The 25,306-nt window shown below is 72.9% G+C and carries 25 protein-coding genes and 3 tRNA genes; 14 read left to right on the top strand and 14 right to left on the bottom strand.

What is annotated here, in order from left to right; genetic code table 11:
* Nucleotides 1–47 precede the first annotated feature (47 nt).
* Entirely contained in the window at nucleotides 48–683 is a 636-nt protein-coding gene (gene upp, locus ACIA8F_RS01530; protein ID WP_243341834.1) for a uracil phosphoribosyltransferase, read from the bottom strand.
* A gap of 193 nt (nucleotides 684–876) precedes the next feature.
* Here upp and ACIA8F_RS01525 point away from each other — a divergent pair, with 193 nt between their 5' ends.
* The 10 genes from ACIA8F_RS01525 to ACIA8F_RS01480 all read left to right on the top strand — a co-directional run bounded on the left by ACIA8F_RS01525 (nucleotide 877) and on the right by ACIA8F_RS01480 (nucleotide 7,840).
* Nucleotides 877–1,905, top strand: coding sequence for a universal stress protein (locus ACIA8F_RS01525; RefSeq protein ID WP_399376132.1), 1,029 nt, complete (start codon nucleotides 877–879; stop codon nucleotides 1,903–1,905).
* A gap of 105 nt (nucleotides 1,906–2,010) precedes the next feature.
* Nucleotides 2,011–2,184 (top strand): hypothetical protein, encoded by a 174-nt coding sequence (locus ACIA8F_RS01520; protein ID WP_254381952.1) that lies wholly within the window; start codon nucleotides 2,011–2,013, stop codon nucleotides 2,182–2,184.
* 239 nt (nucleotides 2,185–2,423) lie between these two features.
* Complete coding sequence (locus ACIA8F_RS01515; protein ID WP_399376131.1) at nucleotides 2,424–3,026, top strand: hypothetical protein; 603 nt, start codon at nucleotides 2,424–2,426, stop codon at nucleotides 3,024–3,026.
* Nucleotides 3,027–3,103: 77 nt separating this feature from the next.
* Complete coding sequence (tadA, locus tag ACIA8F_RS01510; protein WP_399376254.1) at nucleotides 3,104–3,532, top strand: tRNA adenosine(34) deaminase TadA; 429 nt, start codon at nucleotides 3,104–3,106, stop codon at nucleotides 3,530–3,532.
* Between the two features lie 56 nt (nucleotides 3,533–3,588).
* Nucleotides 3,589–3,675, top strand: a tRNA-Ser gene (locus ACIA8F_RS01505).
* Nucleotides 3,676–3,815: 140 nt separating this feature from the next.
* The gene (locus tag ACIA8F_RS01500; RefSeq protein WP_399376130.1) at nucleotides 3,816–4,136 is read left to right on the top strand and encodes a hypothetical protein; all 321 of its coding nucleotides are present in this window, start codon (nucleotides 3,816–3,818) and stop codon (nucleotides 4,134–4,136) included.
* A 383-nt stretch (nucleotides 4,137–4,519) separates the two neighbouring features.
* Nucleotides 4,520–4,681, top strand: coding sequence for a hypothetical protein (locus tag ACIA8F_RS01495; RefSeq protein WP_204357628.1), 162 nt, complete (start codon nucleotides 4,520–4,522; stop codon nucleotides 4,679–4,681).
* 217 nt (nucleotides 4,682–4,898) lie between these two features.
* On the top strand, nucleotides 4,899–5,834 hold the full coding sequence (locus ACIA8F_RS01490; protein WP_399376128.1) for an RNA polymerase sigma factor SigF: 936 nt from the start codon (nucleotides 4,899–4,901) through the stop codon (nucleotides 5,832–5,834).
* Nucleotides 5,835–6,080: 246 nt separating this feature from the next.
* Nucleotides 6,081–6,935: an RNA polymerase sigma factor SigF gene (locus tag ACIA8F_RS01485; RefSeq protein ID WP_243341827.1), complete on the top strand. Its 855-nt coding sequence runs from the start codon at nucleotides 6,081–6,083 to the stop codon at nucleotides 6,933–6,935.
* Nucleotides 6,936–7,021: 86 nt separating this feature from the next.
* Nucleotides 7,022–7,840, top strand: coding sequence for a hypothetical protein (locus ACIA8F_RS01480; RefSeq protein ID WP_399376127.1), 819 nt, complete (start codon nucleotides 7,022–7,024; stop codon nucleotides 7,838–7,840).
* Between the two features lie 48 nt (nucleotides 7,841–7,888).
* Here ACIA8F_RS01480 and ACIA8F_RS01475 read toward each other — a convergent pair whose 3' ends face one another.
* The gene (locus ACIA8F_RS01475) at nucleotides 7,889–8,128 is read right to left on the bottom strand and encodes a hypothetical protein (RefSeq protein ID WP_399376126.1); all 240 of its coding nucleotides are present in this window, start codon (nucleotides 8,126–8,128) and stop codon (nucleotides 7,889–7,891) included.
* A gap of 80 nt (nucleotides 8,129–8,208) precedes the next feature.
* Here ACIA8F_RS01475 and ACIA8F_RS01470 point away from each other — a divergent pair, with 80 nt between their 5' ends.
* Nucleotides 8,209–8,685, top strand: a complete 477-nt coding sequence (locus ACIA8F_RS01470; protein ID WP_399376125.1) for a MarR family winged helix-turn-helix transcriptional regulator — start codon at nucleotides 8,209–8,211, stop codon at nucleotides 8,683–8,685.
* A 14-nt stretch (nucleotides 8,686–8,699) separates the two neighbouring features.
* On the top strand, nucleotides 8,700–10,304 hold the full coding sequence (locus ACIA8F_RS01465) for an MDR family MFS transporter (protein ID WP_399376124.1): 1,605 nt from the start codon (nucleotides 8,700–8,702) through the stop codon (nucleotides 10,302–10,304).
* A 9-nt stretch (nucleotides 10,305–10,313) separates the two neighbouring features.
* On the opposite strand, the gene ACIA8F_RS01460 is transcribed toward ACIA8F_RS01465, so the two are convergent.
* The 12 genes from ACIA8F_RS01460 to ACIA8F_RS01405 all read right to left on the bottom strand — a co-directional run bounded on the left by ACIA8F_RS01460 (nucleotide 10,314) and on the right by ACIA8F_RS01405 (nucleotide 21,039).
* The gene (locus ACIA8F_RS01460) at nucleotides 10,314–11,078 is read right to left on the bottom strand and encodes a TetR/AcrR family transcriptional regulator (RefSeq protein WP_399376123.1); all 765 of its coding nucleotides are present in this window, start codon (nucleotides 11,076–11,078) and stop codon (nucleotides 10,314–10,316) included.
* A gap of 60 nt (nucleotides 11,079–11,138) precedes the next feature.
* Entirely contained in the window at nucleotides 11,139–13,346 is a 2,208-nt protein-coding gene (locus ACIA8F_RS01455) for an ArnT family glycosyltransferase (protein WP_399376122.1), read from the bottom strand.
* On the bottom strand, nucleotides 13,346–14,611 hold the full coding sequence (locus ACIA8F_RS01450; protein ID WP_399376121.1) for a glycosyltransferase: 1,266 nt from the start codon (nucleotides 14,609–14,611) through the stop codon (nucleotides 13,346–13,348). Before ACIA8F_RS01450 ends, ACIA8F_RS01455 begins: the two co-directional genes overlap by 1 nt.
* 25 nt (nucleotides 14,612–14,636) lie before the next feature.
* The gene (locus ACIA8F_RS01445; protein WP_399376119.1) at nucleotides 14,637–16,307 is read right to left on the bottom strand and encodes a sensor histidine kinase; all 1,671 of its coding nucleotides are present in this window, start codon (nucleotides 16,305–16,307) and stop codon (nucleotides 14,637–14,639) included.
* Complete coding sequence (locus tag ACIA8F_RS01440; RefSeq protein ID WP_399376118.1) at nucleotides 16,307–17,074, bottom strand: response regulator transcription factor; 768 nt, start codon at nucleotides 17,072–17,074, stop codon at nucleotides 16,307–16,309. The genes ACIA8F_RS01445 and ACIA8F_RS01440 overlap by 1 nt, the downstream gene beginning before the upstream one ends.
* A gap of 76 nt (nucleotides 17,075–17,150) precedes the next feature.
* Entirely contained in the window at nucleotides 17,151–18,032 is an 882-nt protein-coding gene (locus ACIA8F_RS01435; protein WP_399376117.1) for an amidohydrolase family protein, read from the bottom strand.
* Entirely contained in the window at nucleotides 18,013–18,354 is a 342-nt protein-coding gene (locus tag ACIA8F_RS01430) for an antibiotic biosynthesis monooxygenase family protein (protein ID WP_399376116.1), read from the bottom strand. The genes ACIA8F_RS01435 and ACIA8F_RS01430 overlap by 20 nt, the downstream gene beginning before the upstream one ends.
* A 125-nt stretch (nucleotides 18,355–18,479) precedes the next feature.
* Complete coding sequence (locus ACIA8F_RS01425; protein WP_399376114.1) at nucleotides 18,480–19,325, bottom strand: DUF2797 domain-containing protein; 846 nt, start codon at nucleotides 19,323–19,325, stop codon at nucleotides 18,480–18,482.
* Nucleotides 19,326–19,369: 44 nt separating this feature from the next.
* Nucleotides 19,370–19,804 (bottom strand): Lrp/AsnC family transcriptional regulator, encoded by a 435-nt coding sequence (locus ACIA8F_RS01420; RefSeq protein ID WP_399376113.1) that lies wholly within the window; start codon nucleotides 19,802–19,804, stop codon nucleotides 19,370–19,372.
* A 117-nt stretch (nucleotides 19,805–19,921) separates the two neighbouring features.
* A complete protein-coding gene (locus tag ACIA8F_RS01415) occupies nucleotides 19,922–20,287 on the bottom strand; it encodes a PH domain-containing protein (RefSeq protein WP_399376112.1) in 366 nt (121 codons plus the stop codon).
* 272 nt (nucleotides 20,288–20,559) lie between these two features.
* A tRNA-Arg gene (locus ACIA8F_RS01410) sits at nucleotides 20,560–20,632 on the bottom strand.
* 316 nt (nucleotides 20,633–20,948) lie between these two features.
* Nucleotides 20,949–21,039, bottom strand: a tRNA-Ser gene (locus ACIA8F_RS01405).
* Between the two features lie 186 nt (nucleotides 21,040–21,225).
* On the opposite strand from ACIA8F_RS01405, the gene ACIA8F_RS01400 reads away from it, so the two are divergent.
* Complete coding sequence (locus ACIA8F_RS01400) at nucleotides 21,226–21,681, top strand: SSI family serine proteinase inhibitor (protein WP_399376111.1); 456 nt, start codon at nucleotides 21,226–21,228, stop codon at nucleotides 21,679–21,681.
* Between the two features lie 119 nt (nucleotides 21,682–21,800).
* Entirely contained in the window at nucleotides 21,801–25,301 is a 3,501-nt protein-coding gene (locus ACIA8F_RS01395) for a PAS domain-containing protein (RefSeq protein ID WP_399376110.1), read from the top strand.
* Nucleotides 25,302–25,306 lie beyond the last annotated feature (5 nt).

Here is a 25,306-nt window from a genome sequence, read left to right as displayed (position 1 = left end):
CGTGCCGCTCCGTGCGTGCTGCCCGGCCTGAAGCGCCCGCGCCGCGTCTACTCCGCCGAGCCGTACATGCGGTCGCCCGCGTCGCCCAGGCCCGGCACGATGTAGCCGTGCTCGTTGAGCCGCTCGTCCACCGCGGCCGTCACCACCGTCACCGGGGTGCCCGCCAGCTCGCGCTCCATGACCTCGACGCCCTCGGGCGCGGCCAGCAGCACCACCGCGGTCACGTCGTCCGCACCGCGCTTGATGAGTTCCTTGATCGCCGCGACGAGCGTGCCGCCGGTGGCGAGCATCGGGTCCACCACGTAGACCTGGCGGCCCGAGAGGTCCTCCGGCATGCGCGTCGCGTATGTGGAGGCCTCCAGGGTCTCCTCGTTGCGGACCATGCCGAGGAAGCCGACCTCGGCGGTCGGAAGCAGCCGCACCATGCCGTCGAGCATGCCGAGACCGGCGCGCAGGATCGGTACGACCAGCGGCCGCGGGTAGGAGAGCTTCACGCCGGTGGTCGGGCCGACCGGGGTGACGATGTCGGCCTGCTCCGTGCGCACGTCCCGGGTGGCCTCGTACGCGAGCAGGGTCACCAGCTCGTCGGCGAGCCGCCGGAAGGTGGGGGAGTCGGTGCGCTTGTCGCGCAGAGTGGTGAGTTTGTGCGCCACCAACGGGTGATCCACGACCTGCAAACGCACAACATCCTCCAAGACTCGGCTGCCGCAGCGAAAGCTGCGACCTGCACCGCCGCTACCTGCGAAAACGGCCGCAAACGCGCGACCCACACCCAAAAGGCTACGCGCTGCGCCCACCGCTTCGCGCCCGAAGCCCCGGCCACGCCCGCAAACCCCTGGAGATGCGACCCGCCCGGACCCCCAGCACGCTGGACGGATGAGCCAAGCACGGGTGATCGCCGCCGTAGACGGATCCGAACACAGCCTCAAGGCCCTGGAGTGGGCAAGGGCTGCGGCAGTGCGCCACGGCACCGGGCTCCTCGTCGCCCACGTGCTGCCCGACAGCGTCCAGCTCTACGCGGCACGCCGTTCCTCCCTCCACGACCGCGGCGAGCCCGAGGAGACCGAGGACCCCGTCAGCGTGCGCATACGGGCCCATCTGGCCGAAGGGGGGCCGCTCCCCTCCGAATTCCGCTACGAGTCCCTGGAGGGCTCCGTCCCGGAGGCCCTGCGGGACATCGGGGAGGGCGCCCGGATGCTGGTGATGGGATCCCGGGGCCGCGGCGGTTTCGCCGCGCTGCTGCTCGGCTCCAACAGCCGTGCCGTGGCCACCAGCGCCGGCTGTCCGGTGGTCGTGGTCGCGCACGAGGCGCGCGGGGCGGACGCGGCGGGCCACCCCTCGGCGGGGCGCGTGGTGGTGGGACTGCACGCCGCGGAGACGCCCGACAACGTACTGGACTTCGCCTTCGCGGAGGCCGCCGCGCGGGCCACCACCCTCCAGGTGGTCTCGGCGTACAGCATCCCGCCGTCGCCGACGATGGTGATCGACAGCCCGTTCGCGGTGATCCCGCCGGAGGCGCTGGTGGGGGAGGACGAGAACGCGGTACCGGCCGAGCGGGAGATGCTCCGCTCCCAGACGGAGCGGCTCGCGCCGTTCCGGGCGAGGTACCCGGGCGTGCCCGTCGAGCAGGCCGCGGTCCCCGGGGACGCGGCCGGGCGGCTGGTCGACACCTCGAAGTCGGCGGCGCTGGTCGTCGTGGGCCGCCACCACCCGCGCCGGCACATCCGGTCCCTGATGATCGGCTCGGTCGCGAACGCCGTGCTGCAGCACGCGCACGGGCCGGTGGCGATCGTCCCGACCCTGCCGGAGCCGGAGCAGACGGCGGCGGAGGAGACGGCGGCGGGGGAGGCGGGGGAGGCAGCGGCGGGGGAGTCCGCGGCGCCGGGATTGTCGGAATCCGACTGAATTCCTGCCGAGTCGTGGCAGAAGGTGGCATCAAACGGCCGGTCCGAGGGAAGGTGGGGGTTCGGGGGGGACGGACCGGACCGGACCAGCCAGGGGCGGTGACCCATGCCCGAAGACGATCACGAGCCACTGGAGACGACGGCGCAGCGCAGAGCACGACGCGCGCAGTTCCTCCGTGACCTGCACGAGGCACGGGAACTGCGCGACCGGGTGCAGCCCAGACGCGCCCGCGCCGCCCGCATGCGCCAGCAGATGCGCATGCGCACCTTCCGCTGGTGAGCCCTGCCGGGGGCCCCGGCAGGGTCCCGCCCGGCCGCCGTCACGGCCCCGGCACGAGGCCCCGTACAACACGCGCGGCCCGCGCCACGGCGCGGAACACCTCTCGCATTGGCTCCGTTTCTGCCACGATGCCGACTGGGCGGGGTACGAAACGGTGAGCACGGCGGCCGTTCCACCCCCACCCACCTCCGGCCGGGGGAACTCCAACCGGCACGCCTATGACCAGTGGGAGAGTCACGGTGTATTTCGCCGCACTGCTCGCGCGCACCGAAGACGGGTGGGAAGCGAGCGACATGGAACTCGACGATGTCGAGTCTCTGAGTGATCTGATCGATCTCGCCCGCTCCGCCTCTGTCGACGACGACACGGTGGTAGCCCTCATCGAACAGGAGGACGCCTGGTTCGGGGTCGTCCGGGTGGACGGCGAGGAGGACCCGCGCTTCTACGTGTCCAACGCCTCCGCCGCCTCCCGCAGCTCCTACGGCTCGATGCTGACCGACGAGCTGCTCGGAAAGGACGACGAGGACGACGAACTCGACGAGCTGGACCTCGACGGCACCGAGGACGGCGAGGACGAGGTCATCGCCTCTTACCCGGACGGCGGCCCCGCCGACCGAGACCAGGAGGACGAAGACGAAGACCCCGACACCGCTCGCGCCGCCGACGACATCCACGGGGCGAGGGCCGGCGCCGAACCGGCACCCGCCGGCCCGCTCGGCGACCCCAGGCTGCTCGACGACCTCGGGGTGAGCCACAAACAACTGATGACCCTGGACGGGGACGCACTCTCGGAGATCGCCGATTCCCTCGGCGCCACCGAGGTCCTGGAGGCCGTCCGCTAGTGATCCCCGCGCACCACGACACCCCGCGGCCGACCCCGTACACGCCCGATCCCGTACGGGACCCGTGGCAGGACTCCATGCGCCTGGCGCTCCGGGAGGCCGCCCGGGCGGTGCCGGCCGGCGACGTGCCGGTCGGCGCCGTGGTGCTCGGCCCGGACGGCAGGCTCCTGGCCGCCGGGCACAACGAGCGGGAGGCGACCGGAGACCCGACGGCACACGCAGAGGTACTGGCGCTGCGCCGGGCGGCCACCGCCCTCGGGGAATGGCGCCTCCCCGGGTGCACCCTCGTGGTGACCCTGGAGCCGTGCGTGATGTGCGCGGGCGCCCTCGTCCAGTCACGGGTGGCCCGGGTGGTCTACGGGGCGTCCGACGAGAAGGCGGGCGCCGCCGGGTCCCTGTGGGACCTCGTACGGGACCGCCGGCTCAACCACCGGCCCGAGGTGATCGCCGGCGTGCTCGCGGGGGAGTGCGCACGGCAGCTCACCGATTTCTTCCGCGACCTCTGAGGGTTTCGGGGGTACGGATTTCAGAGCACGGGTCTCCTTGGGCTAAGCTCTCTCTCGGTAGCGTGTCCGAGCGGCCGAAGGAGCACGCCTCGAAAGCGTGTGATGGTGCAAGCTATCCGTGGGTTCAAATCCCACCGCTACCGCTCTGATCGAGAGCCCCGCCCCGCAAGGGTCGGGGCTCTCGGCGTTTCCGGGGTCGGGGCCGTTCGGATGCACCGGGCGGATGCATCGGACGGATGCACCGGGTCGTTCCCCGAGTTTCCGGCGTCCGAGGGACATCCGCGTGACCGCCCGCGCCCTGGGCCGTTGTCACGGCATGACCAAGACCCAGCGCATCCTCGCCGCCTTCGCCCTCGCGGGGGCCGCCGCGGGCCTCGCGGCGCCCGCCGCCTCCGCCGCCCCGATCGCTCCCCTCACCCTCCCGGACCTCCCGGCGCCGCAGGGCATGCCGGAGGGGGCCAGCCCGTCCTCGGTGCAGGAGATCGGCGGCCAGGTCAGCGGCGGCCTGAACCAGCTCAACCAGCTGATGGAGCTGCCGAACCAGCTCGCGCCCGTGATCGCCCCGGTCCAGCCGATCACCGACCTGGCCGGCGGGCTGGAGTAGCCCCCCACCCACCACCACCGTTCGGCGGACAACGCGAAGAAGGCCCCGACCTGAGTCGGGACCTTCAACGGTTGGGACGGGGGAAGTGGCATCGGGGGGACAAGCCACTTCCCCCGATGAGGACGGAACCTGCCAGTCCAAGCCGCAGTCAGGGGGGAAGCTTGCGGCTCGGACCCCGCAGTGAGGTCCTGTCCCTCGCTCACCGATTTCCTGCCAGAACCGGTGGGCTCGTGTTCAATACTGCGCCCGCCGGGGCCTCCGGCACACCGGCAAAGGGCCTGTGCCGCCAGGTCATTGGTCCTTAAAGGCCGGGTGAGTGTTCGAACGCGACGGGCTAGACTCTCCCGACCTTGCAGGACCGGTTGGGGAGGCCGACAGCGCACGTGGAAACCAAGAAGCTGATCTCGGGCGCCCTGGTCGTCTTCGTCCTCTTCATCATCATCACTCAGCCCGTAAAAGCCGCCGATATGGTGCAAATAGGCTTCCAAGGAATCTCGGATGCCGCAACGGCGATCGGCGAGTTCATGACCGAACTGGTGCGCTGAACCCGTACGCTGAAGCGGTTTCCGGACTTCCCGGCCCCCCACTCCGACGGGTGGGGGGCTTTTCGCGTTCCCGCACACGGGGCAAGATGCCCAGTTATGCCCAACTTGCCCTCAACACGGCGATATACGGTGCTTGCACACAGTGCACATGTCTTGTGATGCTATGACCGCTTTTGACGGATGAGTTGATGACGTGACGTGAAGGGGTGGCGTGACCGTGCCGGCCAGTACTGCGCCCGAGGTGCCGCCCCAGCAGGACCCGCAGCAGGAGCACCCGCGGGAACCGCACCGGGATGCCCCACCGCCCCCGCAGGCCCCGCAGGCGGAGTCCCACGTACCGCCCCAGCAGGAGGCCCCCGAGGAGCCTCCGGCCGCCCCCAGGCCGCAGAGCCGGGGCGCCGACACCCGGGCCCTCACCCAGGTGCTGTTCGGGCAGCTGAAGGACCTGCAGCCGGGCACCAGCGAGCACTCCCGGGTCCGCGGGGCCCTGATCGAGGCCAACATCCCGCTCGTCCGGTACGCGGCCGCCCGCTTCCGCAGCCGCAACGAGCCGATGGAGGACGTGATCCAGGTCGGCACGATCGGGCTGATCAACGCGATCGACCGGTTCGACCCCGAGCGCGGGGTGCAGTTCCCGACCTTCGCGATGCCGACCGTCGTGGGCGAGATCAAGCGGTACTTCCGCGACAACGTCCGCACCGTCCACGTCCCGCGCCGCCTCCACGAGCTGTGGGTCCAGGTCAACGCCGCCACGGAGGACCTCACCACCCTGCACGGCCGCACCCCGACCACCCCCGAGATCGCCGAGCGGCTGCGCATCGGCGAGGACGAGGTGCTCTCCTGCATCGAGGCCGGCCGCAGCTACCACGCGACCTCCCTGGAGGCCGCCCAGGAGGGCGACGGGCTGCCCGGCCTGCTCGACCGCCTCGGCTACGAGGACCCCGAGCTGGCCGGCGTGGAGCACCGCGACCTGGTCCGCCATCTCCTCGTACAGCTGCCCGAGCGCGAGCAGCGGATCCTCCTCCTGCGGTACTACAACAATCTGACCCAGTCGCAGATCAGCGCCGAGCTCGGCGTCTCCCAGATGCACGTCTCCCGACTCCTCGCCCGGAGCTTCGCCCGGCTGAGATCCGCAAACAGGATCGAGGCCTAACCGGATCGAGTGGAGATCAATCTCCGCGTTTCCTGACAGAGCGGCAGATTCCCGTCCTAGAGCAGGCCTATCGTGTTCTGTCGCTGGAGATACTTGTCGACATGGCGCTACAGCGTGTTGCCGACATGTGACATTCTGCTGGAACCGCGTTTGCCGCAGCCCCGCCTCCGGTATTCAGGTGGAGGCTGCGTTCCTCCGACGGGCGCGCAGATGAAGCGCGACCGTCCGCGACCTCAAGGGGGTGGCATGTCCGTAGACCAGGGCAGCTCACAGGTGCTCACGCTCGTCAAGCAGCGTGAAGTGCCGGCAGTGTCCCACCGCTCGGAAGCCATCGACACCCGGATCGACACCCGCACGCTCTCCCGCTCCCTGTTCAAGAGGCTCGCCGGCCTCGACGCGGACAGCCCCGAGCGGACCTACGTGCGGGACACCCTGATCGAGCTGAACCTGCCCCTCGTGCGCTACGCCGCGGCCCGCTTCCGGAGCCGCAACGAGCCCATGGAGGACATCGTCCAGGTCGGCACGATCGGGCTGATCAAGGCCATCGACCGGTTCGACTGCGAACGCGGCGTGGAGTTCCCGACCTTCGCCATGCCGACGGTCGTCGGTGAGATCAAACGGTTCTTCCGGGACACCTCCTGGTCCGTGCGCGTCCCGCGCCGGCTCCAGGAACTGCGCCTGGCCCTCACCAAGGCCAGCGACGAGCTCGCCCAGAAGCTCGACCGCTCGCCGACCGTGCCGGAGCTCGCGGCCGTGCTCGGGGTCTCGGAGGAGGACGTCGTCGACGGCCTCGCCGTGGGCAACGCGTACACCGCCTCCTCGCTCGACTCGCCCTCCCCCGAGGACGAGGGCGGCGAGGGCTCGCTCGCGGACCGGCTCGGGTACGAGGACACCGCGCTGGAGGGCGTCGAGTACCGCGAGTCCCTCAAGCCCCTGCTGGCCAAGCTCCCGCCCCGGGAACGGCAGATCATCATGCTGCGGTTCTTCGCGAACATGACCCAGTCGCAGATCGGCGAGGAGGTCGGCATCTCCCAGATGCACGTCTCCCGGCTGCTCACGCGCACGCTCGCGCAGCTCCGCGTCGGCCTGATCGGCGAGTAGCCCCCGCAAGCCACCGGGTGCGGGTGCGCTCGGGCAATTCACCGCACCCGCTTCCCAATTGACGACGCGTCAGGAAAACTGCCGGGATGCGAAAGGTATCGCGGCAGGCCGTCGTCCTCGTCCTGAGCGCCACGGCCGCCACCGCCGCCCTGACCGGCTGCGGCGGACCGGCGCGCGAGGGCTACGTGGCCGTGGGCGCGGCCGCTCCGGGCCCGGAGCGGGGCGCCGGGGAGAACGTCGCACCCCGGGCCGGGGTCGAGTTCCAGTCGCTCCCGCCGGCCTCGCCCGGATCCTCCGCATCCTCCGACGGCACGTCGGGCAGCACCTCGGCGGACCTCCCGGCCGACGGCCGGGCCGGCGGCACTCCGGGCGCCGCTCCCGGCGATGCCCCCGGCGGTACGCCGCCCGGCGCTCCGGGCTCCCGGGCCCCGGGCGGCTCCGCTCCGGGCGAAGGCGCGCCCACCGTCCCCAGCGGCTCCGGGAACCCGCCCGGCACCGGACCCGGTACGACACCCACCGCCCCGGGCGGCAAGCCCGGGACTCCGTCCGGCCCGCCCCCGAAGCCGGGGCCGTCCACGCCCGCGCCGCCGCCGGCCACGCCGGCGAAACTGAGCATCGGCGCGCCCTCCCGTACCGCGACGGCGGAGCGCTGGTGCGAGCAGGTCACGGTGGCGTTCACCAACACCGGCGGCACGGCCGCCCGTTCGGGCACGGTCGGCTTCGCGACGCACATCATCGGCGCCCTGGGCGTCGACTGGGCCACCATCACCTCGACCCAGCCGCTGCCCGCGCCGATCGCGGGCGGCACGACGAAGACGCAGACCTACCGGATCTGCGTCGAATCCTGGCGCGTCCCCCTGGGCATGCACGTGGAGACCCAGAAGGTCACGGCCGCCTGGAACTGAGGGACGCGACCGGCCGGAGCCGAAGGCCGGAGCCGGGCCCCGCGGCCGTCAGAGCGCCAGCCAGGCCACCACGGCGATCAGGACCACGACGGCGAGGCCGACCCCGATCCAGAGACCCGCGCCCGGTCCCGACTTGCGCGCGGCGCGGTTCTGCATGCGCGACCCCGGGACGGCGGGAGCCGGTACCGGCTCGTCGACGAAGGCCCGGAACATCTGGGTGCTGCCCGCGGGGTCGTAGTCACCCTCGGGAGCCGGTGAGTTGTGGTTCGAGTCGTGATTCGCAGCCATGCGCAGGACCCTAGCCGGTTTTCCGATTCCTTTACCGCCCAGCCCTCCGATTCATTTGCCTGTAACAACCATCTGCTTCTATGGTTGCCCGAAGCAACGACATTCGGAGAGGGGCCCCGGTGACCGCACCCGTCACGCGCTACGCCGAACTGGCCCGCCAGCTCACCGGCATCGGCGCCGTCAAGCGCGACCTCGCCCGGCTGCTGCCCACCGACTGCCCGCCCGGCTCGGCGGCGGTGCTCACCGTGCTCGACCGCCACGGCGAGATGCGGCTGGGGCGGCTGTCCGAATACCTGGCCATCGACATCTCCGTGACCAGCCGGCACGTCGCGCACACCGCCGGCCGCGGCTGGATCACCCGTGACACCGATCCCGGCGACGCACGCTGCCGGATCCTGCGCCTGACTCCGGCCGGCCGCACGCTCCTCACCGAGCTCGGCGTCCGCCACACCACCGTGCTGGAGAAGGCCCTGGCCGACTGGTCCGACGCGGACCTCGACCACCTCAACGTCCTGCTGGCCCGACTCCGATCGAGCTTCACGCTTCCAGACAGCTAGACCGAAGGAAACACATGGCTACGACCACACCCACCGGTGTGCGGGGCAACGGCCGGCCGGAAACCACGTCCGACAGTGCGCCCATGACCCACCCGCAGATCATGAAGGCACTCTCCGGGCTGATGCTCGGCATGTTCGTGGCGATCCTGTCCTCCACGATCGTCTCCAACGCCCTGCCCCAGATCATCGGCGACCTCGGCGGCACCCAGTCCTCGTACACCTGGGTGGTCACCGCCGCCCTGCTCTCGATGACGGCGGCCACCCCGCTGTGGGGCAAGCTCTCCGACCTCTTCAGCAAGAAGCTGCTGGTCCAGATATCCCTGGTGATCTACGTCCTCGGCTCGATGGTCGCGGGCATGTCCCAGAACACCGGCATGCTCATCGCCTGCCGCGTCGTCCAGGGCATCGGCGTCGGCGGGCTCTCCGCCCTCGCCCAGATCGTGATGGCCGCGATGATCTCCCCGCGCGAGCGCGGCCGGTACAGCGGCTACCTCGGCGCCGTCTTCGCCGTCGCCACCGTCGGCGGCCCGCTGCTCGGCGGGGTCATCACCGACACGAGCTGGCTCGGCTGGCGCTGGTGCTTCTACGTCGGCGTCCCCTTCGCGATCATCGCGCTGATCGTCCTCCAGCGCACCCTGCACCTGCCCGTCGTACGCCGCGAGGTCAAGGTCGACTGGCTGGGCGCCTTCCTGATCAGCGGCGCCGTCTCGTCCCTGCTGATCTGGGTGACGCAGGCCGGCACCTCGTACGACTGGATCTCCTGGCAGACCGCGGCGATGACCGGCGGCGCCCTCGTCCTCGGCCTGCTCTTCCTCCTGGTCGAGTCCCGGGCGAGCGACCCGATCATTCCGCTGCGCCTCTTCCGCAACAAGACCATCAGCCTGGCCTCGGCGGCCTCGCTCTTCGTCGGCATCGCGATGTTCTCGGGCACCGTGTTTTTCAGCCAGTTCTTCCAGTTGGCCCGCGGCGAGACCCCCACGATGTCCGGAATCCTCACGATCCCGATGATCGGCGGCCTGTTCGTCTCCTCCACCGTTTCCGGTCAGGTGATCACCAAGACCGGCAAGTGGAAGGCCTGGCTCGTCTCCGGCGGCGCGCTCCTGACGGCCGGACTCGGCCTGCTGGGCACCCTGCGGTACGACACCCCGTACTGGCACATCGCGATCTTCATGGCACTGACCGGACTCGGTCTCGGCATGATGATGCAGAACCTGGTCCTCGCCGCCCAGAACCAGGTGGCCCCCGAGGACCTCGGCGCCGCCAGCTCGGTCGTCACCTTCTTCCGCTCGCTCGGCGGCGCGATGGGCGTCTCCGCCCTCGGCGCGGTCATGGCCAACCGGGTCACCCACTACGTCAAGGACGGCCTGGCCGAGCTCGGCCCGAAGGCCGCGGCCCTCGGCCACGGCGGAACCGGCGGGGGCGCCATCCCCGACCTCGCCAAGCTGCCCGAACCCTTCCGCACGGTCATCGAGTCCGCGTACGGGCACGGCGTCGGCGACGTCTTCCTCTACGCCGCCCCCACCGCGCTGCTCGCCCTGGTGCTGGTGGTGTTCATCAAGGAGGTCGCCCTCCGCTCGAAGCCGGCCGCCCACGAACCGGCCGCCGCCTCGGCGGAGTAACCGGACGGCCTACGGGGCTGCGGGAGCGGCCGGCATGACCGGCCCGGCGGGTCCGTCGGGCCCGGTGGGTGCGGTGGGCCCGGTGGGTGTGGTGGGCCCGGTGGGTGTGGTGGTTCCGTCGGGCCCGGTGGGTGTGGTGGGCCCGGCGGTTCCGGTGGGTGCGGTGTGCGCCTGGATCCCGGCGATCAGGACGTCGAGTGCGAGGCAGAACTCCCCGTCGGGCGGCCGCCGGACCGTGCCCCCGCAGCCGTGCAGGAACTGGGAAACGGCCAGCCGGGCCCCGGCCCGGGTGGCGTCCGGCAGACCCGTGGCGTCCAGCAGCCGGTGCAGGGCCGCGTCGAAGGCCCGCGCGTGCGGGCCGATGTTCGGATAGGCGGCGGTGAGCGGAGCCACCCACGGGTGGTCCACGAGCAGCCTCCGGTAGCCCCGGGCCAGCGAACGGAGCCGGCCGGGCCAGCCCTCCGCGGGCGGCCCGGCCGGCTCCTGCTGTTCTCCGAGCTCGCCCAGGGCGCTGTCCAGGGCGAGTTCGAGCAGATCGTGCTTGGTGTCGACGTACCAGTACAGGGACATCGCGGTGACCCCGAGCCCGGCGGCGAGCCGCCTCATGGAGAACCGGGTGAGCCCCTCGGTGTCCAGCAGCCGCACGGCCGCGGCCGTAATCCGCTCCCGGTCGAGCCCGGCCGGGTCCTCACTGCGCCGCCGGGCGGGTGCGTCCGGCCGTACGGCCAGCCAGACGCTGGCCCGGGCCGTGCCGGGATCGGCCGGGGTGACCATGGAGGCATCCTCCTCGCACGCACGGGACCAGCCCGGAATGCCCGGTCCGCCCCCTTGATGCTAGGGGGTCGAGGTGAGGTCGTAGAAGGTGGCGCCACCGATGGTGGAGGCCTTGAAGGTGGCCTTGACCCAGGCCTCGATCGCACTGCTCGCGCCGCCGCCCGGACCGCCGCCGCCGCGGACCGCGGTACCGGTTTCCCCTCCGGCGCCGGTTTCGCCGCCGGCCGCGGCGCCGTCGGCTCCCGTGGCGCCCTGGCCGATGAAGTAGTGGATCTTCCCGGCGCTCACGTACGCCTTGAACTGCTCCAGGGTCGGCGAGGGGTCGCTGCCGTTGAAGCCGCCGACGGCCATCACCGGCTGCTGCGAAGCCAGCTGGTAGCTCGCCGCGTTCTGCGAGCCGATGGCGGCCGCCGCCCAGGTGTACCGGTCCGCGTCGGCACGCAGCGCGGCCGTGGCCTGCGCGCTGGTCCTCGTCCCGCCGAGCAGGCCGCCCATGCCGCCTGCGCCGGGGCCGCCCGGGCCGCCGGGGCCGCCGCCGGTCCGCGTGCCCCGGCCGTCGCCGGCGGGGCCGCCGGGGGCCTGGCCGGTGGGGGCCGGGCCGCCCTGGGCGGTTGCGCCCGGGGGCATGCCCTGCGGTGCGGCTCCGCCGCCGGGCATCCCGGCGCCGCCCGGCATCTCGAAGCCGCGCATCCCGCCGCCGGGGCCGCCGCGGCCTCCCGCGACCGCCGGGCCCGCCGTGACGATCGAGCCCGTGTGCGGGGTGGTCACCGTGCTCAGGCTGTACGCGAGGGGACCGGCCAGGGCCACGCCCAGGCCGACTGCCGCGACGCCCAGGGCGGTGCGGCGGCCCAGCCGCGCGGTGAACGGCAGCAGCAGGGCCGTGCCGAGTCCGGCAGCGAGGACCAACCAGCGCAACCACGGCACGTACTCCGCGGAGCGACCGAGCAACACGAAGGCCCAGTACGACGTGAGAGCCAGGGTCCCCGCGAGCGTGACGGAGGCGGCCCGGCTGCCCCGCTCCTCCCAGAGGACCGCGATGCCCATGCCGACCAGGGCGGCGATGTACGGGGCCAGGGCGACGGTGTAGTACTCGTGGAAGATGCCCTGCATGAAGCTGAACACCCCTGCGGTGATCAGCAGCGCCCCGCCCCAGGCCAGGAACGCCGCGCGGGCCATGCCCTCCAGCGAGTCGGTGGCCCGGCGGGCCCGCCAGGTGACCACGAGGCCCGCGGCGAACAGGATCAGCGCGGCCGGCAGCAGCCAGCCGATCTGGCCGCCGATGTTCGAGGAGAACAACCGGTCGATGCCGGTCTCCCCCCAGCTCATCCCGCCGCCCGCGCCTCCTCCGCCACCGGGGCCGCCGGCCATGCCCTCGGCGGCCGTGCGGGCTCCGCCGCCGACGCTGCCGGTCTCCTCGCCGTTGATCCGGCCGAGGCCGTTGTAGCCGAGGGTCAGCTCCAGGAAGGAGTTGGTCTGCGAACCCCCGATGTACGGGCGGGAGGAGGCGGGCCACAGTTCCACGACCGCCACCCACCAGCCGCCGGCCAGCACCATCGCGAGGGTGGAGAGCAGCAGCTGCCCCAGACGCCTGCGCAGCCCGGTCGGCGCGCAGACCGCGTACAGCAGGGCGAGGGGCGGCAGGATCACGAAGGCCTGCAGGGTCTTGGTCAGGAAGGCGAAGCCGACCGCGACCCCGGCCCCGACGAGCCACCTGGTGTGCGCCCCGTCCAGGGCCCGGAGCACGCAGTACACGGTGACCGTCATCAGCAGGGTCAGCAGCGCATCGGGGTTGTTGAAGCGGAACATCAGCGCGGCCACCGGCGTGAGCGCGAAGACGGCCCCGCTGATCAGGGCCGCCGCCGGGCCGAACTGGCGGCGCACGGCCGCGTAGAGCACGGCGGTCGTGCCGACGCCCATGAGCGCCTGCGGGACCAGGATCTGCCAGGCGCCGAGGCCGAACAGCCGGACGGACAGCATCATCGGCCACAGCGCGGCCGGGGGCTTGTCCACGGTGATGGAGTTCCCGGCGTCGGAGGATCCGAAGAAGAAGGCCTTCCAGCTCTCGCCTCCCGCCTGGACCGCTGCGGAGTAGAAGGAGTTCGCGTAGCCGGACGCCCCCAGGTCCCACAAAAGCAGCACGGCGGTGAACAGGAGCAGCCCGAGGAACGCGGGGCGTTCCCAGCCGGGCCGCGCGGCGAGCACCCGGGCGGCCCCGCGGGACGGGGCGGCCGGGGAGGGCGGAGGGAGCGGGAGCGCTGCCGTGGTCATCAGGAGTGGTCCTTCGCGGGAGTGGCGCGCCGGTCGGGGAAGACCCAGGCGCGGAAGAGGAGGAACCGCAGCACGGTGGCGGCGAGGTTGGCGGTGACCAGCACGGCCAGCTCGGTGCTGTGCCCCGGCGTGGCGCTGGCGGCCCCGAGGGCGGCGAGCGATCCGCTGGTCAGCGCCAGTCCGATGGCGAACACCACGAGCCCCTGGGCCTGGTGGCGCACGGCGCGGGCCCGGCCGCGGACGCCGAAGGTCAGCCGGCGGTTGGCGGCGGTGTTGGCGACGGCGGAGAGCAGCAGCGCGGCGGCATTGGCGAGCTGGGGGCCCGCTGCGGTCCGGGCGGCGGAGTAGAGGAGCAGGTAGAGCAGGGTGGACAGGGCGCCGACCGCGCAGAAGCCCAGAAGCTGGCGGGCCAGCCCGCCCGGGACCCCGGGCAGGGCGGTGCGGTCGCGCGGGTCGTCACCGAAGGGGCGGGCGAGCCGGTCCAGCGGGAGCGCGCCGACGGCCAGCGCCCTGCCCACCCGCCAGACGCCCTTGAGGTCCTCCGCGGCCGTGCGGGCGATGTGCACGGTGGAATCGGGGTCGTCGACCCAGTCCACCGGGACCTCGTGGATCCGCAGCCCGGCCCGCTCGGCGAGGACCAGCAGCTCGGTGTCGAAGAACCAGCCGGAGTCCTCCACCAGCGGCAGCAGACGGGTCGCGACCTCGCGGCGGATCGCCTTGAAACCGCACTGGGCGTCGCTGAAGCGGGCGGAGAGCGAGGAGCGAAGGAGCAGGTTGTAGGCGCGGGAGATGAACTCGCGCTTCGCTCCCCTGACCACCCGCGAGGAGCGGGCCAGGCGGGTGCCGATGGCGAGGTCGGAGTGGCCGGAGATCAGCGGGGCGACCAGCGGCAGCAGGGCGTTGAGGTCGGTGGAGAGATCCACGTCCATGTACGCCAGGACGGGCGCGTCCGACTCCCCCCACACGGTGCGCAGGGCCCGCCCGCGGCCCTTCTGCTCCAGCCGGGTGCTGCGTACCCCGGCCACCGAGGCGGCGAGGGCGGCCGCGACCTCCGGGGTGCGGTCGGTGCTCGCGTTGTCGGCGATGGTGATGCGGAAGGGGTACGGGAAGGTCCGGGTGAGGTGCTCGTGGAGCCTGCGCACGCAGGGGCCGAGGTCCGTCTCCTCGTTGAAGACCGGGATCACCACGTCGAGGACGGGCTCACCCGGTACGGGAGCGAGGGGCGCCCGTACCGGGAGCGCTCCGGGAGAGGTGTCGGTAGGCATGATCCGACCCTCCCGGGCCGGGCTGTCACCGCTGTGTGCTGACCCTGTGGCCCGTCTGTGAGTGCGGCCGCGCCGCAGCGGGTGCGGGGGCGGGGGCGGGGGCGGGGGCGGGGGCGGCCAGGGGCAGCAGGACCTCGAAGGAGGTGTGGCCGGGGGCGCTGTGGACGGTGACGTGGCCGTCGTGCGCGGCGACCACGGCGGCGACGATGGCCAGGCCGAGACCGGTGGAGCCCGCGGAACGGGAGCGGGAGGCGTCGCCGCGGGCGAAGCGCTCGAAGACGTGGGGCAGCAGCTCGGGCGGGATGCCGGGGCCGTCGTCCTCGATCCGGAGCCGGACGGCGGATGTTTCACGTGAAACATGGGCCGTGACGGTGGTGCCGGGCGGGGTGTGCGTGCGGGCGTTGGCCAGCAGGTTCACCAGCACCTGCTGGATCCGCGCCGGGTCGGCGTGGATCGGCGCCGGATCCTCGGGCAGTTCCAGGCGCCAGTGGTGCTCGTGGCCGGCGGCCCGGGCATCGCTGACGGCGTCCACGACCAGCGGGGCCAGATCGGTGTCGCAGGTGGACAGCGGGCGGCCCGCGTCGAGCCGGGCCAGCAGCAGGAGGTCCTCCACCAGCCCGGTCATCCGGGTGGCTTCGGACTCGATCCGCCCCAGGGCGTGCCGGGTGTCGGGGCCCGGCTCCTCGCGGCCCCGCCGCGTCAGTTCGGCGTAGCCGCGGATCGAGGCCAGCGGGGTGCGCAGCTCGTGGCTGGCGTCGGCGACGAACTGCCGTACCCGGGTCTCGCTCTGCTGGCGTGCGGTCAGGGCCGAGGAGACGTGGCCCAGCATCCGGTTGAGGGCCGCGCCGACCTGCCCGACCTCGGTACGGGGGTCGGCCTCGGCATCGGGAACCCGCTCGTGGAGGGCGGGCTCGCCGCTGTGCAGGGTGAGTTCGGAGACCCGGGTGGCGGTGGCGGCGACCCGGCGCAGCGGGCGCAGGGCGACACCGACCAGGACCTGTCCGGCGAGGGAGGCCGCGATCAGCCCGGCGAGGGTCACGAAGACCTCCACCGCGATCAGGGTGTGCACGGTGGAGTCGACCTCGGTGAGCGGGAAGCCGAGCACGATCCGGCCGTCGGGCGAGCTCAGCACCCGGTAGCCGCCGAGTCCGGGCAGCCCCAGTTCGACCGGGTGGCCCGGACGGCCGTCGGCGGTCTTGTGCGCGGCCCCGGCGAGGACGGAGGCCTGGTCGGCGGTGAGGGGCGGGTGGGCGCCGGCCCCGGATCCGCCGACGGCGGCACTGCGCTGGCTGCGGACGCTGTCGACGGTCTTGCCCTCGGCATCGAAGCGGGCCCCGACGGCCCCCAGCGGGGATCCGGGGCCCATGACGACGCCGAGGTTGCTCTCCCGGGGGAACTTGCCCGCGCCGGGGCGGCTCGCCATCTCGACGGAGACGCGCAGCTGTTCGTCGACCTTGTCGACCAGGTACGAGCGCAGCGCGACGGTGGTGACGGTGCTGATGGCCGCGCCGACGACGGCGATGAGGGCCACCGCCGAGACGACGAGCCGGGTCCGCAGCGACCAGGGGCGCCGGCTCCAGCGGGGGCGGCTCCAAAGGGGGCGGCGGCTCCATCGGGGGCGGCGGGGGCCCGGGGGACGTCCCGGGCGGCCCGGTGGGCGGGGACGCCGGGTGCGCCGGGGCTCGCCGGCCGCCACTAGTCGGCCGGCTTGATCAGGTAGCCCGCGCCTCGGCGGGTGTGGATCATCGGCGGGAGGCCGGTACCGCCCTCGAGCTTGCGCCGCAGGTAGGAGATGTACAGCTCGACGACGTTGGCCTGACCGCCGAAGTCGTACGACCACACGCGGTCCAGGATCTGCGCCTTGCTCAGCACCCGGCGCGGGTTGCGCATCAGGTAGCGCAGCAGCTCGAACTCGGTCGCGGTCAGGTGGACGTCCTGGCCGCCCCGGATCACCTCGTGGCTGTCCTCGTCGAGCCGCAGGTCGCCGACCTCCAGCACCGAGCCGCTGCGGGCGGCCTGCGCCGCGCCGGAGCGCCGGACCAGGCCGCGGAGCCGGGCGACGACCTCCTCCAGGCTGAAGGGCTTGGTGACGTAGTCGTCGCCGCCCGCCGTCAGACCCGCGATCCGGTCCTCGACCGAGTCCTTCGCGGTCAGGAACAGCACCGGCACGTGCGGCAGCTCCCTGCGCAGACGGCCCAGGACGGCCAGCCCGTCCATGTCCGGGAGCATGATGTCGAGCAGGACGACGTCGGGCCGGAACTCCCGTGCCGCGCGCACCGCGCCCGCACCGTCACCCGCGCTGCGGACCTCGCAGCCCTCGTAGCGCAGGGCCATGGAAAGGAGCTCGGAGAGGGCGGCCTCGTCGTCCACGACGAGGACCCGGCAGGGGCTGCCGTCGGGCCGGACGAGGGCCGTGTGATTGCCGGTGGACGTGGACGCGTGGGAAGTGGTCGTCGCAGTCATGCGTACACGCTGGCCGCCGCCCGTGAGAGCGCTCTTGCCTGAAGCTGTGAATTCCCTGAGAAACCCCTCCCCGCCCTCAGGGGAGGCGGAACAGCCGGGCTCCGTTGTCGTGGCAGACGGCGCGCAGCCAGGCGTCGCCGAGGCCGAGGCGGTCCAGGGCCTCGAGCTGGTGCTCGTAGGGGTAGGGGATGTTCGGGAAGTCGGTGCCCAGCAGGATCCGGTCGCCGAGGTCCGCGAGCCGGCCGCGGTCCTGCGGCGGGAAGCCGCTGAACTGCTCCGAAAAGTCGGTGAAGGCCATGGTGGTGTCGAGGCGGACCTCGGAGTACCGGTCGGCGAGGTCGAGGAAGTCGGCGTACTCCGGCATCCCCATGTGCGCGACGATCAGCGGCAGCCTCGGGTGGCGGGCCAGCAGCCGGGCGATCGGTTCGGGTCCGGTGTGCTTCCCGGGGACGGGCCCCGAACCGCAGTGCACGACCGTCGGGATCCCGGCCTCGGCGAGGAGCCCCCAGACCGGGTCGAGCCGGTCGTCGGTGGGGTCGTACCCGCCCACCTGGAGGTGTGCCTTGAACACCCGGGCCCCCGCCGCGACGGCCTGGCCCACGTACTCCCGCACCCCGTCCTCCGGGAAGAAGGTCGCCGTGTGCAGGCAGTCCGGGGTGCGCGCGGCGAAATCGGCGGACCAGGAGTTGAGCCAGGCGGCCATCGCCGGCTTGTGCGGGTAGAGCATGGCGGTGAAGGCCCGGACCCCGAACTGGCGGAGCAGCGCGACCCGCTGCTCCTCCTCGTGCCGGTAGGTGATGGGCCACTCGACTCCGGTCAGCGGACCCACCGCGTCGAAGTAGTCCCACACCTTGTCCAGAACCCGCTCGGGCATGAAATGCGTGTGTACGTCGACCAGCCCGGGCACCCCGAGCCGTTCCCGGAACGCCCGGACGGCCTCAGCCGTCTTCGCGGACAAAGCCGTGACTCCGCTCGACCGTCGCGATGTGCAGCGTGTAGCTCTCGTACCAGTCGGCGCGCCCCTGCTTCATCGCCGCCTGGTGCTCCATGTCCTTGCGCCACAGAGCCAGGGACTCGTGATCGCGGAAGTAGGCGACGGTGATCCCGAGCCCGCCGGGCGTCCGCGCGGACTCGTAGCCGAGGAAACCCGGATTGCCGCTGACGAGCTCGGTCATCCGGTCGAGCGTCTCGGGGTATCCACTGTCCTCGGCGGTCCGGACACTGGTGAACACGCTCATGACATAGGGCGGTTCGAAGGCCTGTACGGGCTGAATGGTCATGCCCACCACCCTCTGCGGCCGATACATGGCATGTCCACCGGAAAACGGCCCGGACAGCCAAAGGGATCCAAATTTTGACCTTGGCCCCTCCCCCTGCCCCTCCCTCCCCTCCCCACCCCTCCTGGTCAGAACAGCCCGTCCTGCGCGGCGCCGGTGTCCCGCCCACCGGCCGGGACCTCTGCCACGGGCACGTCGGTGGCACCGCCCTCCCCGGGCGCGATCAGCTCCCATCCCGCGAGCAGCCGGGCGTCCACCACCAGCCCGTCGGCGAAGTGCAGATCGGGACCGGCCGCGCCGGCCAGTCGCCCCGCGACGGTCCCGCCGGGCACCATCTCGGTGATCACCCGGGCAGGCGCGGGCAGCGCGTCGAGCCCGAACACCCCGGCGTGGTCGGTCACCTCGCACTCCAGCCTCTCCAGCGACTCCGGCCACCCCTCCAGCGCCACCGCCCGTGCGTGCAGGGCCGCCACCTCCGCCGCCCGCTCGGGCCCCGGCGGCAGGTCTCCCCGTACGGACCGCTTGCGGGCGTAGGCGATCCGGTCGGGCACTCCGAGGGCGGCCCGCAGCAGTTCCTCGGTCCGGCGGGTGGCCATGAGCGGCCCGCGCCCCAGCCAGGCCCAGGCCACCGCCCCTTGCTCCAGCAGCCGGACCGACCCGCGCTCCTCGGCGGTGATCCCGACCTTGACCAGCCCGGTCCCGAACCAGGCGAGGTACACCCGGTAGGTGCGCGGATCCCCGGCGTTGGTGTCGGCCGCCACCGAGAAGGAACGGTCCAGGCCCGCGCACTCGGGGCACTGGGCGTTGCCGGCCCGGCCGGGGACGGTCCGCTGCGTCGGGCACGGCGTCCGCCGTCCGGCCCTCCGGACGCCGAGGCAGTGGCGCTCGCCCCGGGCGGCGAAGGCGAGCGGCTGCCCGTACCCGAGGAGGCTGATGCGCTCTCCCCGCCCCGGTCCCTGCCCGTACCAGCCCATGGCGGGCCGGCCGTCATTCCACCGGAGGCCGGTGCACCGCCAGGTCACAGGGGGAGCGGTCGCTCGAAGAAGGTCTCCAGGACGACGGTGGCCTGCGTCCCGCTGACACCGTCGATGGCGTAGAGGCGGCGCAGGACGTCCTGCAGCTGCTCGGTGGTCGCCGTGCGGACCTTGACCATGACGGAGGCGCTGCCGGCGATGATGTGCGCCTCCTGGATCTCCGCGATGTCCTCGAAGGCGGCCCGCGAGTCGCCCATCCAGGCCGAGGAGTCGACCATCACGTAGGCCAGCACCCCGCTGCCCACGGCCGCCGGATCCACCTCGACCGTGGTCCGCCGGATGACCCCCCGCTCGCGCAGCTTGCGCACGCGCTCGTGGGTGGCTCCCGCGGAGAGCCCGACGGAGGCCGCCAGCGCAGCGTACGGCTGGGCCGCGTCCTCCTGGAGGCGCTGGATCAGCGCCCGGTCGATGTCGTCCACCGAACTTCCTCCCACGTCCCTGCACACCCTCGCGGAGACGCTACCTGATCCTGAAATCACCCCACCCTGCCGAACACCATTCGGCACCCCCGGTCCGCTCTCGACCCCGGCCCTCGCCTATCGGGCGACGAACTGCGTCAGGATCGCCTGGACCTCATAGATGTCGACGCCCTTGGTGAAGGTCTTCGCTATCGGCTCCGAGCTGCCGGAGAGCCATATCTTCAGCTCCGCGTCCAGGTCGAAGTGGCCGGCGGTCTCCACGGAGAAGTGCGTGATGCTCCGGTACGGAATCGAGTGGTACTCCACCTTCTTGCCCGTGAGCCCCTGCTTGTCGACGAGCACGAGCCGCCGGTCCGTGAACAGGATCGTGTCGCGGATCAGCAGATAGGCGGCGTGCACCTGTTCCCCCTGCCCCAGCAGCCGCGCGTACTCCCGGTGCGCCGACGCCGGATCCACGGCGTGCGCGTTCCCGAACAGTCCCATGTGAGCTCCCCCTGCTTTCCCGGTGAACCGGTCTCGGTGAGTCGATCTCCAGGAAACCGTAGCCGCGGGCTTCCGCACCCCGCGTCCCCCGGCAGAGCCATCTCACCCCGTAGCTCCCCGGAGCCAGGCGTCATCACTCAGGAGGAGAAGAGGAGGGAGAGGGAGAGGGAGAGGGAGAGGGAGAGGGAGAGGGAGAGGGAGAGGGAGAGGGAGAAGAAAGAAGGAGGACAACGCAAGAGGCCCCCCGGCGAACCGGGGGGCCTCTTGGGCTGTGCACTCGGCAGGATTCGAACCTGCAACCTTCTGATCCGTAGTCAGATGCTCTATCCGTTAAGCTACGAGTGCTTGGCGGGCCGGGGTTTTGCGCCCCGTTGGCCTTGCGAGAACAACAATACATGGACCTCGCCGGGACGCGAAATCCATTAGGCCCACCCGCTCTGACCTGCGGAAACGGCCTGGAAGAAGATCATCCGGTTGGGCGCCCGGGTATCCCCGGCGGGGGTCCGGGCGGGCAGATCCCGCCGGCTTCCCGCCTCGAACGCAGACTCCGCACACCGGCTCGGTACGCGAACCCCGAACGCGGACTCCGCACACAGACTCGGTGCGCGGACCCCGAACGCACCGAAGCCCCGGTCCGTGAGGACCGGGGCTTCGTGATGTGCGGAGGCGGAGGGATTTGAACCCTCGATGGGGGGTAAGCCCCAAACCGCATTAGCAGTGCGGCGCCATAGACCGGACTAGGCGACGCCTCCAGCACACCCCCGCGTACGAGGGTGCGTGCAGATGATGACACAGGCCAGGGGCCCGTCACCAATCCGCTCCCACGGTACAAGGAGGGCGGCCCGCAGAGCAAAGCCTTAAGCAGCCCTGTGTGCAGAACGTCGGCGCCGCCGCGTCGTTGGTCTGTCGTACGACGTACGGACGACCTGGAGTTCCCCATGCTGCGTCTCGCCGCTTTCGCCGTCACCTCCGCTCTGGCCGCAGCGGCTGCGGGCCCGGCGGGCCCCCTGCCCCCGCTGCCGCCCCTGAGCCGGCTCCTGACCGCGCCCGCCCCCGCCCCCGCCCCCGACCGGCTCACCATCGCCGTCGCCGACACGGGCAACCCGCGGGCGGACGGTGAGTACCGGCTGGAGTGCGACCCGCCCGGCGGGAACCACCCGCAGGCCGAGGACGCCTGCGCCCGCCTCGAAGCCCTCGCGCGCGAGGGGAAGGACCCCTTCGCCCCCGAGCCCAAGAACCAGCTGTGCACCATGCAGGACGGCGGCCGCGCCACCGCCCGGATCACCGGAACGTGGCACGGCCAGAGGGTGGACTCCCGGTTCCGCCGGACGAACGGATGCGAGATCCGCCGGTGGAACGACTTGGAACCTGTCCTTCCACGTGGGCGTTCCTGACCTGGGACGATGCGAGGGTCGGGCGGTATGCACCCGACATCCGCCCCCTCGCCGGGAGCCCGTGCCCTTAGACTCCTCCCGTGACATGCCGGTAGTTGTGGTCAGGGAGGAAGCTCGTCGTGAGCAGCAGGCCATCCCGAGGCGCTGCTCGCCTCGCAGCAATACTCGACGCTCTTCCGGACGCGCTGTTGCTCGTCAACGCCAACGGCACGGTCGTCAACGCGAATTCGATCGCCCTCGAGGTCATGGAGAGCCCCGGTACCGGGCTCGTCGGCCGGGGCGTGCTCGACCTCCTGCCCGAGTTCGACTCCAAGCTGATCCCCGGCTCGATGCGCCGGCCCGGCGAGGACGAGGGCGGGCGTGCCCGCCCGAAACGGATGGTCGCCCGGCGCACCGACGGCAGCGAGTTCCCCGTGGAGGTCACCGCGGCCCATCTCGACGGCCGTGACGCCTACCGCGAGCCGCAGCCCTCGTACACCGGTGACGAGCTGCTGATGCTCGTCGTACGGGACCTCTCGCAGACGGTGGACACCGAGGCCGAGCTGGCCCGTTCCCAGCGGCAGACCGAGATGATCCTGCGCGCCGCCGCCGAGGGCGTCGTCGGTACGGACACCGACGGCAGGGTGGTGCTGGTCAATCCGGCCGCCGCGCAGATCCTCGGCTACCGCGCCACCGACCTCGGCAACCGCGAACTGCACGGGCTGGTCCAGCACTCGCGCGCCGACGGTTCGCCGTTCCCCTTCGAGGAGTCCCCGCTCGCCGACACCCTGCGCAGCGGGCGCAAGCACCGGGTCCGCGGCCAGGTGCTGTGGAACAAGGCCGGGCAGCCCGTCGCCGTGGATCTGACCACCTCTCCCGTACGGGACGGGGAGCAGCTCGTCGGCGCCGTCATGACCTTCACCGACCGGCGGTCCTACGACGCGCTGGCCGCGCGCCACGCCCAGTTGCTGTCCGTCCTCGAAGACTCCCTGCGCGGGCCGCTGGAGGAGCTGCGCGGGGAGCTGGCCACGCTGGCCGCCGATGACGCGGGCCAGCTGTGGCCGGAGGCCAACCAGCTGCTGCACCACCTGGCCGCCGGGTACTCCCGGATGACCACGCTCGTCGACAACGTGCTCTCCTTCCAGCGCCTCGACGCGGGCGGCGAGAAGCTCGACAAGAAGAAGGTGCTGATCGACGGGGTCGTCGCGGCCGGCGTCGACGGCGCCGTGGAGCTGATCGGCCCCGGGCGGGCGCAGTTCGCCGTGCACGCCCCGACCATCGAGGCCGAGGTGGACGCGGAGCGGATCTCGACCGCCCTCGCGCACCTGGTCGCGGACGTCGCCGGGGTGGACGCCACCGGCAAGACCCGCCAGGGCAGCGGGTACATGGACTCGACGATCGTGGTGGCCGCCGCGCAGCGCGGCGAGGTCGTACGGATCGAGGTGCGCGGCCCGTACGAGGGCGGCAACCCGGTGCACGAGCCGATCGTGCGGGGCATCGTGGAGGCGCACGGCGGTGTGCTGCAGACGGTGGAGGTGCCGGGCGCGCCCGGCGGGGCGTACGTGCTGGAGCTGCCGCTGGGTGCGGGGGCCGGGACGGTCACCCTGCCCGAGCCGGAGGAGGCTCCGCCGGCCGAGCCGGCCACCGCGGGCGGGCCGGGCACCGAGGGCGGGCCGGGGCAGGTCTCCGGCGGCCGGCGGGCCCGGCGCGGCGTGGACGCGTTCCTCGACGACGACGCAGCTGCCGGTCCGGGAGCCGGTGCGGCCTCCGGGAAGGGAGCCGGCGGCGGCTCCGGCAGTGGTGTGGCGAAGGCGGGCCAAGCCTCCGACGGTGCAGACGGCGCAGACGGCGGGAGCGCGCTGGCGCTGCCGTCGGGGCGGCGCCGGGGCGGCGAGGCTGCGGCGGTGGCCCGGTCCGGTGACGGGGCTCCCGCGGAGCTCGCCCAATCCCCCGTGAATCCGGCGGGCCTGGGTGGAAGCGGCACCGGGCGGCGGCGCGGCCAGAACGGCGACGGCAGCGGCGGCGACCCCGCCGGCGGCAGCGAGCGTCCGGGCGGCCCCGGGCGGCCCGTGCCGCCGCAGGGGACCGCTGTGCCGGCGCTCCCGCCCATGCCGGTGCCTCCCGTGCCGGTGCCCCCGTTCCCGGGGCTGCCCGTGCCGCTGACGGAGCACCCCGCCGGGCGGCGGCGTGCCCTGGGTGCGGCGGGACCGGCGCAGCCGGGCGGACCCGTGCCGGCGACCGGGCTCGGGCCGACGCCCGCACCGGGGCCGGCGGCTCCGCCCGCTCCCGCTCCCGTGCGGCCCATCGCCCCCGAGGGCGGTTTCGCGCTGCCCGCCGGCCCGACGCCGGCTCCGCAGCCCCCGCAGTCCCCCGCCATGGCCGGCTCCGCTCCTGCGGCCGAGGCCGACGCCGACGCCGCGGGCGGGCGGCGCGGGCGCCGGGTACTGGGGGCGCCCGGCACCGGCTCCGAGGGCGCCGAAGCCGCCGCCGGGCGGCCGGACGCCGGTGCGCAGGGCCCCGTAGCCCCCGAGACGCATCCCACCGGGCGGCGGCGTGCGCTGCCCGCGACCCCGGCCTGGCCGGTTCCGGCCGCCCGTACCGCGCCCGAGGACTCTGACGGCAGCGGGCAGATCGCCGTACCCGGAGCCCGGCAGCCGCAGGACGCCCCCGCGGAGGCCGCCGGGGCGCCGATCAGCGTCCGTGCTCTGGGCAGCCTCGGCCAGGGCGGCGGCGGGTCCGGCGACACCAACGGCTCCGGCCGGCGGCGCCGCCTCGCGGAGCCCGCGCCCGAGGGCCGTGCCTTCGCCATAGGAGCGCCCGAGGAGGGCTCGGCCGAGGGTCCCGAGCCGCTGGACGGGCCCGGTGGCGCCGTCGAGGTGGTCAACCGGACCGTGCCGCGTCCCGTGGACGACGAGCTGCCGCCCGAGCCGCTGGACAACCCGCGCCGGCTCCTGGTGTGGCCGGCTCCGGACGCGCAGACGCAGGCCGCGCTCAGCGACCGCGGCTACCGCCCGGTGATCGTGCACTCCCGCGAGGAGGTCGACGCGCAGATCGCCGCGTTCCCCGCCGCGCTGTTCGTGGACCCGCTGACCGGGCCGATCACCCGGACCGCCCTGCAGTCGCTGCGCCAGGCCGCGGTGGCCGCCGAGGTGCCCGTGCTGGTGACGGCCGGACTGGGGCACGCCACGCGCGAAGCCGCGTACGGCGCCGATCCGGCGGTGCTCCTCAAGGCGCTCGCGCCGCGCGACAGCGAGCAGCATCCCTCGCGGGTGCTGCTGATCGAGGAGCGCGACGAGATCGCGACCGCGCTGACCACCGCCCTGGAGCGGCGCGGGATGCAGGTCGCGCGGGCCGACGCCGATACGGACGCGGTGGAGCTGGCGACCCGGATGCGGCCGAACCTGGTGGTGATGGACCTGATGCAGGTGCGCCGCCGCCGGGCCGGGATCGTGGACTGGCTGCGCGCCAACGGGCAGTTGAACCACACCCCGCTGGTGGTCTACACGGCCACCGGGATCGAGCCGGCCGAACTGCCGCGGCTGGCCTCGGGCGAGAGCGTGCTGTTCCTCGCCGAGCGGTCCACCACGGCGGACGTGCAGGGCCGCATCGTGGACCTGCTGGCCAAGATCGGCACCAACTAGTCATC

The organism is Streptomyces sp. NPDC051563 (assembly GCF_044454225.1).
Lineage (GTDB): Bacteria > Actinomycetota > Actinomycetes > Streptomycetales > Streptomycetaceae > Streptomyces.
This window is presented reverse-complemented; position numbering and strand designations above follow the sequence as displayed.